Origin of the sequence: Clostridium sp. AF20-7 (genome assembly GCF_003479275.1) — a bacterium.
In the GTDB taxonomy this organism is placed as follows: Bacteria; Bacillota; Clostridia; order Lachnospirales; family Lachnospiraceae; genus Otoolea; species Otoolea fessa.
In genome coordinates, this window is record NZ_QUGF01000002.1 from 128,983 (window position 1) to 141,766 (window position 12,784).

Consider the following 12,784-nt stretch of genomic DNA (forward strand, 5'->3'; position numbering starts at 1 on the left):
CTCCCCATTTTCTAGATTCTCATATAAATTCACTCAATTGATATATTTTTTCTGACTCCCTTTGGCACATACATCCAACCATTTTCGCAAAAAATCTGGACAGGATGCATAATAGAGATGCGGAAATCCGCCAATCTGTCCTCCCTTTTCATGGATGCAGCGCCAGCTTCGGTTTCCGGTCGGTTTGACTGCCTCCCAGTCGGTGCCCGGATCTTCGCTCTCCCAGTAATGGAACTCATGCCCGTGAATTTCCTGACCGGATGAGGTCAGCAGACGCACATAGCCAAACCGGCGCAGGCGGTTCGTCCGGTAAGCGTCAAATGGATAAACGCCAGCCATTTCCCAGTGTTTTCCATCGCTTCCTTCAAGAGTACGGTGTAAATATAAAAATCCACCACATTCCGCCAGAAACGGCATTCCCGCCGCAATCGATCGCCGGATATTCTCACGCATCGCCGCGTTCTTTGCCAGCTCCCGTGCATAATTCTCCGGATAACCGCCGCCAAATAAAAGCCCATCCACTCTGTCCGGTATTTTTTTATCCCTCAGTGGACTGAAATAAACCAGCTCCGCCCCCATCTGTTCCAGAAGGCGGAAATTTTCCTGATAGTAGAAGCAGAATGCCTCGTCACGGGCAACACCGATGCGGACGCGCGAGGTGACTTTTTGCTCTTGACATGCTGGGAATTTCGCTATACTTTCCGCCTCCATTGATTCGTTTTCTGCTTTTTCTTTCTCTTTGTTTTCTATCCTCAATGGAAGCATCCCTGCCACTTCCAGCACCTGCTCCACCGCGATCGACTTTTCCATCTGATCTGCCAATCGCCCGATCCGCTCGCGCAGCCGATCGATCTCGCCCGGCAGAAAAAGTCCCAGATGGCGGCTTTCCATGCGGTATTCCTCGGATTCCGGCAGATAACCAAGCACCGGAAGCCCCGACGTCTCTTCCACGGCTGCTGCCAGCCGCTCATAATACATCGAAGAAACCCGGTTCAAAATCACTCCGGCAATATGGCTTTTTTTCCGAAAATGTAAAAATCCAGATGCCATTGCTGCCGCCGACAACGATGCGCCCTTACAGTCCAGCACCAGAATCGCCGGCGTGTCTGTGATCTCTGCAATCTCCCAGCTGCTGGCGGACGTTTCTGTTCCGCCCAAGCCGTCATAATAGCCCATGACACCCTCTAAAACTGCGATTCCCGCCTGTTCTTCCCGCACTGCATCCACCAAAACCTTCCGCACGCCTTCCGCTGGCATAAAAAAGCTATCGAGATTTCGCCCAGGAATGCCGAGCACATAGCGGTGAAACATTGGATCGATATAATCCGGTCCACATTTGCACGCGATCGGATTCAGACCGCGGCGGCGAAGGACTTCAAGCAGTCCGCAGGTCAAAAGAGTTTTTCCACTGCCGCTTTTTGGGGCGGCAAGCATGATACGTGGAAATACTCCGACAGAATCTGCAGGAAGCAAACGTTTATCTTCTTGTTCAAACCTTTTCAGCTGCTTTACATTCTTTATTTCATCCGTGACTTCCAGCAGCATCAAGCTCAAATCCGCAAATTCCAATTTTCTCATTTCTTCCGCGGTTCCGCTCCGGATCTGCTCTTCCGGGTACGATAAGTTTTCACCAACCGTCACCTGTACATTTCCATATCCCGCCTGTGTCAGACGTTCACAAAACTGTCCAGCTCCATTTTTGCCGCCCATGAGGATAAACGCACGCTTAGCCGGTTCTTCTGGATCACACAGACGTTTCATCACCCGATCGACAGACAATTCTCTTCCATGTGCGGAATAAATCGCCGCATCTTCCCAGTGCGTCCCCAGGCGTGCCGCCAGATAACTGACACAGGATGTACCCGGATAGACGGTAAATGGATAACCAGCTTCCCGCAGCCACTCTGCCATCCTGGATGCCCCGCTGAAAAAGCCGGTATCACCCGAATACAGGATGACTGCTTGCTTCCATTCCGGGTGCTTCGATACAATCTGTATCACATCGTCAGGAAGATATGCTTTATAGCACTTCGTTTCTTTTTCCACCGCAGCCGCTGATTCCTGTCTATTTTCAGCTTTTCCTTCCTTGCTAATCAGCAAATCATTCTGCAGCGCTCTCTCCGCGGATTCCAGCATACGCCCCGCGCCAATCAAGGCGTCACTCTCTCGAATTGCCCGAAGGACTTCCCCTGTCATCTGGGACGGCTGTCCCATGCCAATTCCCGCCAGAATCAAATGTGTTTTTAACTCTCCAACATTCCCCTCATCCGCCTTCTTCAGCACCTCCATCGCCTCTTCCAGCGAAATACCATCCTCCTCCGGTCTGCGGATCACAACCACTCTGGTTCCATTTTCACGCGCCGCTTCCACCTTTTCCTGAAATCCGCCCGCACGCCCGGAATCTTTCGTCAATAGCCACTCCGCTTTTGTCTGTCGGAGAAATAGCGTATTCATTTCGGTGGAAAAAGGTCCCTGCATCGCAATCAGATGGCTGCCAGTTATCCCCAATTTTTCACATTTCTTCAAAACATTCGAAGTTGGAAGCACTCTCGCATACACCCGTTTTTGATAATCTGGTATCTGGCACAGGGCTTCCAGTTCTTTGCTGCCAGTTGTGGCAAAAATCACGCCGGAAACAGAAGAAAGAAATGACACTGCCTCCTGAATGGAATCAACCTCGACCCAATCACGTGCTTTGTTTTGTTCGCCCTCTGCGCGCAGGCACCGTTCCAGGCGGACACCGGTCCGTCCGCACGCTTCCTGGATTTCTTCTGAAACAAGTCTGGCATGCGGATGTGTTGCATCGATCACAAGATGAATCCCCTGGTTTCGGATAAATTCTTCCATCTGGTAACGATCCATCCGTCCACGTAAGACTTTTATCACTGAGGATGCCTGAACCGTTTTCAAGTTTTTCTTTGCAAGGCAAGTATTGTGGTTCAAATCTGGATTCCTTGCATTCCCAGACTCCATCAGCTCCTCCTGCAAAAGCTCCTCTCCATACTCCGAAGCCACACTGACCCACGCCTCAATCTTTTCCCGGCTGCAATATTCCGCCAGCAGGCGCCCTTCTGTCGTTCCTCCAAATATCCATATTTTACACATCGCGGTATCCCCTCGGTGTCACCAGACATCCATTTAACATCTGCGTTTCCTTATTTCCAATAAATACGGTCGTAAACATATCCACCGGCGTCTTTTCCAGTTCTGCCAGTGTCAGAAGGTGCACCGCCTCGCCCTCGCGGCCAATATTCTGTACATATCCGCAGGCAGTCTCACCACTTTTATACTCTAAAAGAATCCGGCAGGCACGCTCCAGATAATCGTGGCGTTTCCGGCTGGATGGATTGTAGAGGCAGATAATAAAATCCGCTTCCGCCGCTGCACGCAGCCTTTTTTCGATCACTTCCATCGGCGTCAGAAGGTCACTCAGGCTGATCACCGCAAAATCATGTCCCAACGGTGCACCGAGAATGGCTCCGCCTCCCAGCGCTGCCGTCACTCCTGGAATTACTTCCACGTTCACATCCGGGTACGCCTCTGCCATCTGCAGCACCAGCCCCGCCATGCCATAGACGCCGCTGTCCCCACTGCAGATCATTGCTGTTTTCCGACCATCCTGCGCCGCTTTTAATGCCATCTCACAGCGTTCCTTTTCCTGGCGCATCGGCGTTGTCAGAAATTCCGCCTGTGGATAAAATTCTTTTACCAGGTCCACGTATACCGTATAACCGATGATCACCTGGCTTTCCCGCAAAATGCGGTCTGCCCGGACCGTCATCTGTTCTCTCGCCCCCGGTCCAATTCCGATCACGTATAATTTTTTTTCTTCCACTGCTGCCTCCTTACTTGCTCCGATGCCGGAACCGCTACTGCTGCCGTTACACCGTTAAATGCCATTTTCTGTACTCTCAGATCGATCGCAGGCAGATTTTTCTCATCCATCTCCCGTTCCCGGTAAATCCGGCGCACCCCCATGACGGCTGCACGCTCACAAACATTTCCTACCCCTACTGTCTTCCGCACAAACGGCGATTCTGCAAACTTCGTACCGGCACTCTCCAGCTCTTCCGGGGTAAAACTCCACAGTTCCACATCCCACTCCTTCGCAAGCGCCAGAAATGCCATCTCATTTTTCTTCCGATCCACCGTTGCAATCGCCCGCACCGCACTTTTATCAATCATCGCCCGCGAAAGTGCCACTCTTGCCATCTCCCGGACAGCATTCAGGGACGAATCCCGGCGGCATCCCATTCCAAGAACAACCGTTCGCGGATACAGGCGCAGAAGTTCCGGCGTACCTGATTCATTTTCCGGCTCATAACTTTGCTCTTTCTTCTGCTCACTTTTCTGCCCAAGCGATCCTATATCGGATTTTCCGACAGACATATCTATCTCAGCCGCCTTCGCCGAATCGCCGGTTTCCACTGCCACTACCGCCGCTGCTTTGACTGCATCCCGCTGTTCCTTCTTCTCCTGCAGCCCAATCACCATATCCCGGCGCACCAGAGACGCTGGGGCATTTTTCGGGCATCCGCCCTGTTTCAGCGTCACATAGATGTTTTCCTTCTGCCATACGCCCGGAGTAATCTCTGCCGGAACGATTCCATCTACTGGATAATCACTGAAAAAGCCAATTTTTTCACCGCGCAGCTCCGCCGCAGAGATTTGTTTCGCCAGTTCCCGGTCACTGATTACCAGCTCATTTTCCGCTGCAAATACATCAACTGCAAATGCCTGCCGCAGATCCGTTGCCGTCGTAATTACCGGTTCTGCCCCCAGAATCTGCGCCGCTGCCTCTGCCAGTTCATTGCATCCGCCCACATGTCCAGACAAAATCGGGATCGCATAACGCCCCTGCTCATCGATCACCAGCACCGCCGGATCTTTCAGCTTATCCTGCACCCACGGCGCAATCAAACGGACTGCAATCCCCGCCGCCCCGACAAACAAAATTGCTTCCTTCTCCTGAAATGCTTCCTTGACCACCTGTTTCAGCGGTTTCGAATGTTCGGATCCTGTATAATCTAAAAAGTCAAACGCCTCTTCCATCTGCTGGCTTAATTTCTCCAGCAGGCGCGTCGCCGTCTCTTTTCCCTGTGCAGTAAAGCAAATGCAGATACCGTTCCTGACCCGAAGTTTCAACTGCTCCATTTATAACAATCCCTTTCTATTACTCATATACAAAACCATCCGTCCCCTGACGGAATTCAGTTGTGAATTCTGGCGCATATAAACGTGAGCGCTCGTATCCCGCCTGGGCAGTCACATCCCCGACGATAATCAGAGCTGTTTTTTTGATATTTTCCCGCTCTGCCGCCTCTGCAAGCGTGGCAACCGTGCAGACAACCCGCTTTTCATCCGGCCAGGTCGCTTTGTACACGATCGCCGCTGGCGTGTCCGCCTCATATCCGCCCTTTATCAGCTCTTCCGAAAGCTTCTTCAGCATTCCCGTGCTTAAAAATATAACCATAGTCGCATGATGCGCTGCAAACGACGCGATGCTCTCCCGCTCCGGCACCGGCGTCCTCCCCGCCATCCGGGTGATAATCACGCTCTGCGAAACGCCCGGCAAGGTATATTCCAGATTCAATGCAGATGCCGCGCCGCAGAAAGAGCTGACGCCCGGGCATACCTTATAAGAGATATTTAACTTGTCCAGCTCGTCCATCTGTTCCCGGATCGCACCATACACGCAGGGGTCGCCCGTGTGAAGCCGCACCGTCATCTTACCCGTCGATTCCGCTTCTTGGATCTTTTCGACCACTTCTTCCAGCGTCATTTTCGCACTGTCATAGACAACGGCTGATTCTTTTTTATAATCCAAAAGCTCTGGATTGACCAGAGAACCTGCGTAAATAATCTGGTCTGCCTGATTCAAAAGGCGTACTCCCCGCACTGTGATTAAATCTGGCGCTCCCGAACCAGCTCCGACGAAATATACCATATATGTGATTTCTCCTTTTTTATTTAATATTCGAATCTCAACTTTTCGTAATTTATGATTCTTCTATCTATCATTACTTCCATGCCTCTCTCCATCTCCAGCAGCTCCCGCACATACGCATCCGCCCCAGCTGTCCGCGCCATCAGTCCATAATTGTTCGAAAATAGCATTACCTCTGTCTGAACGCCGCTCTCTTCTTCCAATACCGCTTTGACCTGATTCGCCACCTGCTCCATGACCTGTTTCAGATATCCATGTTCATATAGGAAATCTGCCGCTTCCTCAGTCGTATTCATCGGCAGCAGGGCATCCGCCTCCGGAAATCCAACGGTCCGCGCGCATGCAGACAAAATCTCCATCCGTCTGTCACCATACCGGGAATGTGTATTCATCACACCACCTGCCACTTTGACCAGTTTTCCAACATGCCCTGCCAAAAGCGCCTGGTGAATTCCTTCCTGTGAAAGCATTTTAAAGCTGGTCCCGATAAAATTACTGCACTTGATGAAATTTTCCATCGAAAGCCCGGTTTCTTCTTTTAAAAATCGTTCTCCATAATTGCCTGGCGCCACTGCCAGCAGCGAAACATCCTCCTGGGCGTGCACCCGGATATCCAGCCGGATCGTCTCAACCAATGCTGCCTCACTCATCGGGTTCACAATCCCAGTTGTTCCAAGCACCGAGATACCACCGATGATCCCCAGATGCGGGTTAAACGTTTTCTCCGCCAGCTCCCGCCCGGCAGGGATAGAAATCTCAATCCGCAAAGGTAACTCCGGCATGCCCGCCTCCCGGCGTGCCAGAGCCGCCTCCCGGAAAATAGCCGTCCGCGGTACCGGGTTGATCGCGTAATGCCCCACCGGACACGAAAGACCGTCCCGCGTTACCATGCCGATGCCCTCGCCGCCGGTTACCTCAATTCCCGGATACGCCGGGTCTGTGTAACCGCTTTCAGTTATGCTATCATGACAAGCCAGGACGGCCCGTGCACAAACCAATGTCCCATTCGTCACATCCGGATCGTCACCGGAATCCTTCTGTACACCGCATACTGCGCTATCTTCCTCCCGCTCTGCCCGGACAATCGGTAGAATCGCCCGGACGCCGGAAGGTGTCACTGTCTCTGCCGCCGCAGGTGCTTCCCCTGTGCAGAGAAACAACACCGCCGCCCGCGTACACGCCGCCGCGCAGGTTCCGGTCGTAAATCCGGTTCGAAGTTCCTTTTTTTCATCTGTCTGTTTCTTTTCCGTCTCCATCTGCCTCCCTGTATGCCATTTTCTGCCTGAGGATTCTTCTGTCCATTATAGGAGATTTACACCCGACTTTCAACTTATTACTATTTATCTTTATTTAAAATTCCAGTAACAATCCCCCATTTTCCCCTTGCACTTTCCTCAACTGTGCGGTACAATACGGAATATAAATAAGTAGATTTAATTACATATTCAAGAAATAGTTATTATAAACGTGCAAGGACAGCTAACATGTAAATATAAAAAACCGGAAAGATCTTCTCTTTCCGGCATTTTAAGTCTCACACACTTTAAAACAATACAGTTTTAAACAACAACGTGAAACATTATTTGGTACGGACAACCAGATGGGCATTGACATACTCCCAGGAGTATGTGCCCGCTTTGCCGCCGTCCTCAATGAAAAATGGAGTTACCATCTTGTAGCCCTCATCCATCATCATGGTTGCAGCTTCCAGACATGATTCCTCTTCGTTTTCAAAATCAACATTAATGCATGGATTCTCTTCCATGGAAGGATTGTCCTCATTCGGATCTAAATGTGCAATTGCGTACTGCATATGAATTCTCCTTTTCCTATGATACTGAGAGTCTGAAAACTCCCTGCCACTCATTATAACTATCTTTCAATCAAGCGTCAAGCACCTGCGGGCGCACCTTTACTATATAAAATTTTGAGGTGAAAACATGAACACAATTATCAATTTAATCGAAAAAACCTACTATTTCCTCTGGGGTGACTGGATTCATCTGCCGCTTCCTGGCGGAACAACCATCAACCTGCCGCTTCTGGTTCTTCTGCTCGTCCCGACCGGTATCTTCTGTACTATCCAGACGCGGTTCCTGCAGATCCGAATGCTTCCGGATATGCTGCGCGCGCTGCTGGAAAAGGCCGAAACCGGACACAAAGGTGGCTCTCTCTCCGCACTCCAGGCACTGATCGTGTCAACTGCGACCCGCGTTGGTATGGGAAATCTTGTCGGTATCGTTGCCGCTCTCTCCGCCGGAGGCGCCGGTGCGTTGTTCTGGATGTGGGTAACCGCGCTGCTCGGTTCGGCAACCGCTTTCATCGAGGCGACCTTAGCCCAGCTTCACAAACAGCCGGATCCGCTCTACGGCGGTTACCGCGGCGGTCCTGCTTACTACATTCATGACTGGATCAACAGCAAACGCCAGAAACAGGGAACGCCGGTTTCGAAGAAAAATCTTCTCTCCGTACTGTTTGCGCTCTCCGGTCTGATCTGCTGGTGCGGTATCAGCCAGGTCATCAGTAATTCCGTGACCTCTTCTTTTAAGAATGCATTCGGCATCCCGCCGATCTACTCATGCCTGTTTTTAGTTCTCCTTGCGGCAGTCATCGTTCTTCGGAAAAATGCCTCCGTCAGGGTTCTGGATCTGCTGGTTCCGATCATGGCAGGCATTTACATTATCCTGACCCTGTTTTTAATTATCGTGAACTTCCGCCAGCTTCCAGGCGTTTTTGCCCGCGTTTTTGAGGAAGCACTCGGTCTGCGCCAGGCAATCGCAGGCGGCTTCGGCGCCGTATTGATGAACGGTGTCAAACGGGGACTTTTCTCCAATGAAGCAGGAAGCGGTTCCGCCCCGTGTGCGGCAGCAACGGCAGAAACCTCCCATCCTGCCAAAGTCGGACTGATGCAGGCGATGGGCGTTTTCATCGACACGCTTCTCTGCACCTGCACAGCCATGATCATGCTGCTGGCTCCGGCTGATAAAATCTCCGGTCTGGAGGGCATGGATCTGCTGCAGGCGGCGATGAGCTGGCATTTCGGGGAATTAGGCGTCATTTTCATAGCCGTGATCCTGTGGCTGTTCAGCTTCACGACCTTCATCGGCATCCTCTTCTATGCCCGCTCCAATGTGAGCTACCTCTTCGGTGACACCTGGGGCGCCCAGACGGCGTACAAGATTCTCGCCCTGATCATGATGTTTGTCGGCGGACTGACCGCCTACACCTTTGTCTGGGATCTCGGTGATGTCGGTGTCGGTCTGATGACCGTCTTCAACCTGATCGCGCTGATTCCGATGTCGAAAGAAGCACTTGTAAGCCTGCGGGATTATGAGGCAAAATATAAGAAATCATAGCCACTTTATTTCGAAATAAAAAGGGCGTGTGAAAAAAACGAGAGTTTTTTCACACGCCCTTTTTCATTAATGATGGAACAGACGGATTCCCGTAAATGCCATTACAATGCCATATTTATTGCAAACCTCGATTACATTGTCATCACGAACCGATCCGCCCGGCTGTGCGATGTACTGAACGCCGCTCTTGTGCGCGCGCTCAATGTTGTCGCCAAATGGGAAGAATGCATCAGAACCGATGGTTACACCCTTCATGCCATCCAGCCATGCGCGTTTTTCCTCACGGGTAAATACCGGCGGTTTTACCTTGAAAATTTTCTGCCATGCGCCCTCTTCCAGCACATCCATATATTCTTCTCCGATATAAACATCGATCGCATTGTCGCGGTCTGCACGCTTGATTCCATCCACAAACTGAAGATTTAACACCTGCGGAGATTGGCGCAGATACCAGTTGTCGGCTTTCTGACCTGCCAGACGGGTACAATGTACACGGGACTGCTGACCTGCGCCGATACCGATCGCCTGTCCGTCCTTCACGTAGCAGACAGAGTTGGACTGTGTATATTTCAGGGTAATCAAAGATACGATCATGTCGATCTTCGCGTTATCCGGCAGCTCTTTATTCTCAGTCACGATATTCTCCAGCAGCTCACGGTTGATTGCCAGATTATTTCTACCCTGCTCAAAGGTCACGCCAAATACCTGTTTGCGCTCCACCGGAACCGGTACATAATCCGGATCGATTTCAATGACATTGTACTTGCCATTTTTCTTTGATTCCAGAATCTCCAGCGCCTCCTTGGTATATCCCGGAGCAATCACGCCATCCGATACTTCTCTCTTGATGATGCGCGCCGTATCTGCATCGCAGACATCCGACAGAGAAATAAAATCGCCGAAGGAAGACATGCGGTCTGCACCTCGTGCTCTGGCATATGCACACGCAAGCGGAGATAAGTCTCCCATATCATCGACCCAGTAAATCTTACGCATCGTCTCGTCTAACGGAAGTCCTACCGCTGCACCTGCCGGAGAAACGTGCTTAAAAGAAGTTGCCGCCGGAAGCCCGGTTGCCTCTTTCAGTTCTCTTACCAGCTGCCAGCCATTGAACGCATCCAGGAAATTGATATATCCCGGTTTGCCGCAAAGTACCTTGATCGGAAGCTCACTGCCGTCCGCCATAAAAATGCGGGACGGTTTCTGGTTCGGGTTGCATCCATATTTTAACTCAAGTTCGTTCATCTTCATTCCTCCTGTATACCCATATGTACTCTCGGAGTCTTTCTGTGCTTGATTTTGTGAGATGATTTTTTGTCAGTTGTGCCCAAATTTCTGAGGCGTACGCGGTGCGTACGTTGATGAAATTCGGGTGCGGCTGGCGGAAAATCAGCCACAAAAGCAAGTGCAGAGAGATTCCGAGAGTACATCCATTTAAACGCATGATTCAAATGCTGTATAAACAATTATGTCTCTGACCTATTTTCATTTTCAGACGGTTTTCGACCTTTTTTAACCGTTTTTCAGTCTGTTCCTACTTATTTTTATTAATGATCTTCGTCTGCGTTTCTCTGGTCGCAATATCAATATAGCGCACAAATAGAGATACCTTATTATCCGGGTTCAGATTCTCCCAGAGTGTCGCTGCAAACTCATCCAGGCTGTCCGGAATCTCGATCTTTTTCGGCTCACCCTCGAAGCTCGGAAGCGGATTGCCGTCGTGCATATAGGTGTGGATGAAATGTCCCTCGCCTGCAACCGGCTTCTCATATGCATATGTATAACGATGGCAGGAATCCGGATTGCCGTCGTTGGATTTCAGAATCGACAGCGCATAGTTGTAACCGCCATCCTCGATATGCAGGATACCGGAAATACGAGGTGTGTAGTTCGGCGCATCCGGCTCGAACTCGCGGCTTCTGAGGGACTGCTCAAAGGTCATCTGGCGATCCATTCCCTCATAAATCGTATCCGTCTGATCGCCGTTGGTCACGATCGTTTTATTTCCCAGCACACGGACCGGTGCATAGATAATCAGACTCGGATCTTCCAGCTTCGCCGGGTCAAATGCCTGTGTGCGGATGCCCTCACCTTCTTCTACAAACACACGGTTGCGGCTGTTCTCGCTTCTTCCCATGATAAAGTATGCCGTAACCGCCTTCTTTCCGTCCGGCGTCCGTCCAATGATAATTCCGCGTCCCGGATAAGAATTGTTTTTCAGTTCCTCTGCTATCGATACAGTCTTCATAATGGCAAAGCTTCCTCCTTCATTGTTGTGCAATAATTCACTACTTTATATTTTACCACATTCTATTCTCATTTCCAGTTAGATTTATTGATTTGTTTTCAGAAGTATTGCTTATATATAATACTGGTATTATTTTTTATTCTAATAAACATATAAAAGCACCTGCATTCTTTTACAAATGCTCTGCACTACTTCATGACAAACCGCTCTTTTACCGAGTTACTGTTCACGCATACGTGCCCAGTAACGGAATTTGCCGTGGCTTCGCATTTAAATACGGCAAATTCCTGCTGCCACCACGTTTTCTTACGGCACTTTCAGTTCCAAAAGTGCCTACCCGGGAACAGTAACTTTACCGATGCTTTTTAACAAAATACATCATAAAACAGACTGTTCAATCTGTACAATTCGGTGTATAATTAAAGAAAATATGCCATCAGGGCGATACATTTCACATATGTATACAGATTTTGGGAAATGACGGCATGAAGATAGCACAAAATTCGCAAGCGGTCTGCGCTATGCACCGTTACGAAAAAACGTTCATCATCAAAATTCAAGAAAAGGCAGGTTATGAATATGAAAAATGTAACAATTCTCGACCACCCGTTGATTCAGCACAAGATCTCGCTCCTCCGCAACAAGAACACCGGAACCAACGAATTCCGTTCCCTGACCGATGAGATTGCGATGCTGATGGGCTATGAAGCGCTTCGCGATCTTCCGCTGGAAGATCAGGAAGTAGAAACTCCGATTGAAATCTGCAGCACTCCAATGCTGGCTGGTAAAAAACTTGCCGTTGTCCCGATCTTACGTGCCGGTCTCGGTATGGTAAATGGTATTCTGGCACTCGTTCCGTCCGCAAAGGTTGGTCACATCGGACTCTACCGCGACGAGACAACCCATGAGCCGCACGAATACTACTGCAAGCTGCCAACCCCGATCGAACTGCGTACTATCGTTGTCACTGACCCGATGCTGGCAACCGGCGGTTCCGCAGTGGAGGCAATCGACTTTATCAAAGCACGCGGCGGAAAGAACATCAAATTCATGGCAATCATCGCTGCTCCGGAAGGATTAAAGAGACTGCATGAGGCACATCCGGATGTCCAGATCTATGTCGGTCATGTCGATCGCTGCCTGAATGAAAACGCTTACATCTGCCCAGGTCTGGGGGATGCAGGGGATCGGATTTTTGGTACGAAATAAATCAGAGTTGCCAACCTTCTCGGC

General features: G+C 50.2%; 10 protein-coding genes. 2 read left to right on the forward strand and 8 right to left on the reverse strand.

Annotated features, from left to right (window positions below; all coding sequences use genetic code 11):
* Window positions 1-33 precede the first annotated feature (33 nt).
* The 6 genes from DWX68_RS02320 to DWX68_RS02345 all read right to left on the reverse strand — a co-directional run bounded on the left by DWX68_RS02320 (window position 34) and on the right by DWX68_RS02345 (window position 7,760).
* Window positions 34-3,105, reverse strand: a complete 3,072-nt coding sequence (locus DWX68_RS02320) for a cobyrinate a,c-diamide synthase (RefSeq protein WP_118628498.1) — start codon at window positions 3,103-3,105, stop codon at window positions 34-36.
* On the reverse strand, window positions 3,098-3,781 hold the full coding sequence (gene cobJ / locus DWX68_RS02325; protein ID WP_117795792.1) for a precorrin-3B C(17)-methyltransferase: 684 nt from the start codon (window positions 3,779-3,781) through the stop codon (window positions 3,098-3,100). The genes DWX68_RS02320 and cobJ overlap by 8 nt, the downstream gene beginning before the upstream one ends.
* 29 nt (window positions 3,782-3,810) lie before the next feature.
* Window positions 3,811-5,154, reverse strand: coding sequence for a cobalamin biosynthesis protein (locus DWX68_RS02330; RefSeq protein WP_118628499.1), 1,344 nt, complete (start codon window positions 5,152-5,154; stop codon window positions 3,811-3,813).
* 19 nt (window positions 5,155-5,173) lie between these two features.
* Window positions 5,174-5,947 (reverse strand): precorrin-4 C(11)-methyltransferase, encoded by a 774-nt coding sequence (cobM, locus tag DWX68_RS02335; RefSeq protein ID WP_118628500.1) that lies wholly within the window; start codon window positions 5,945-5,947, stop codon window positions 5,174-5,176.
* A gap of 23 nt (window positions 5,948-5,970) precedes the next feature.
* Complete coding sequence (cbiD, locus tag DWX68_RS02340) at window positions 5,971-7,203, reverse strand: cobalt-precorrin-5B (C(1))-methyltransferase CbiD (RefSeq protein ID WP_118628501.1); 1,233 nt, start codon at window positions 7,201-7,203, stop codon at window positions 5,971-5,973.
* A gap of 323 nt (window positions 7,204-7,526) precedes the next feature.
* The gene (locus DWX68_RS02345; protein WP_022358715.1) at window positions 7,527-7,760 is read right to left on the reverse strand and encodes a hypothetical protein; all 234 of its coding nucleotides are present in this window, start codon (window positions 7,758-7,760) and stop codon (window positions 7,527-7,529) included.
* Window positions 7,761-7,887: 127 nt separating this feature from the next.
* Here DWX68_RS02345 and DWX68_RS02350 point away from each other — a divergent pair, with 127 nt between their 5' ends.
* Window positions 7,888-9,303 carry an alanine/glycine:cation symporter family protein gene (locus DWX68_RS02350; protein ID WP_118628502.1) on the forward strand — a complete coding sequence of 472 codons (1,416 nt, stop codon included), beginning with the start codon at window positions 7,888-7,890 and terminating at the stop codon, window positions 9,301-9,303.
* A 66-nt stretch (window positions 9,304-9,369) separates the two neighbouring features.
* On the opposite strand, the gene DWX68_RS02355 is transcribed toward DWX68_RS02350, so the two are convergent.
* Together DWX68_RS02355 and DWX68_RS02365 are read right to left on the reverse strand one after the other, a co-directional pair.
* Window positions 9,370-10,548, reverse strand: a complete 1,179-nt coding sequence (locus DWX68_RS02355; RefSeq protein WP_118628503.1) for a phosphoribosylaminoimidazolecarboxamide formyltransferase — start codon at window positions 10,546-10,548, stop codon at window positions 9,370-9,372.
* Between the two features lie 289 nt (window positions 10,549-10,837).
* Window positions 10,838-11,551 (reverse strand): IMP cyclohydrolase, encoded by a 714-nt coding sequence (locus DWX68_RS02365; protein WP_117795557.1) that lies wholly within the window; start codon window positions 11,549-11,551, stop codon window positions 10,838-10,840.
* A 579-nt stretch (window positions 11,552-12,130) separates the two neighbouring features.
* Here DWX68_RS02365 and upp point away from each other — a divergent pair.
* Window positions 12,131-12,760, forward strand: coding sequence for a uracil phosphoribosyltransferase (gene upp, locus DWX68_RS02370; RefSeq protein WP_118628505.1), 630 nt, complete (start codon window positions 12,131-12,133; stop codon window positions 12,758-12,760).
* Window positions 12,761-12,784 lie beyond the last annotated feature (24 nt).

Excerpts from the sequence above, each read along its gene's own strand:
- cobM (WP_118628500.1), bottom strand. The coding sequence starts at position 5,947 with ATGGTATATTTCGTCGGAGCTGGTTCGGGAGCGCCAGATTTAATCACA.
- DWX68_RS02350 (WP_118628502.1), top strand. The coding sequence starts at position 7,888 with ATGAACACAATTATCAATTTAATCGAAAAAACCTACTATTTCCTCTGG.
- DWX68_RS02355 (WP_118628503.1), bottom strand. The coding sequence starts at position 10,548 with ATGAACGAACTTGAGTTAAAATATGGATGCAACCCGAACCAGAAACCG.
- DWX68_RS02365 (WP_117795557.1), bottom strand. The coding sequence starts at position 11,551 with ATGAAGACTGTATCGATAGCAGAGGAACTGAAAAACAATTCTTATCCG.
- cbiD (WP_118628501.1), bottom strand. The coding sequence starts at position 7,203 with ATGGAGACGGAAAAGAAACAGACAGATGAAAAAAAGGAACTTCGAACC.
- cobJ (WP_117795792.1), bottom strand. The coding sequence starts at position 3,781 with ATGACGGTCCGGGCAGACCGCATTTTGCGGGAAAGCCAGGTGATCATC.
- DWX68_RS02320 (WP_118628498.1), bottom strand. The coding sequence starts at position 3,105 with ATGTGTAAAATATGGATATTTGGAGGAACGACAGAAGGGCGCCTGCTG.
- DWX68_RS02330 (WP_118628499.1), bottom strand. The coding sequence starts at position 5,154 with ATGGAGCAGTTGAAACTTCGGGTCAGGAACGGTATCTGCATTTGCTTT.
- upp (WP_118628505.1), top strand. The coding sequence starts at position 12,131 with ATGAAAAATGTAACAATTCTCGACCACCCGTTGATTCAGCACAAGATC.
- DWX68_RS02345 (WP_022358715.1), bottom strand. The coding sequence starts at position 7,760 with ATGCAGTACGCAATTGCACATTTAGATCCGAATGAGGACAATCCTTCC.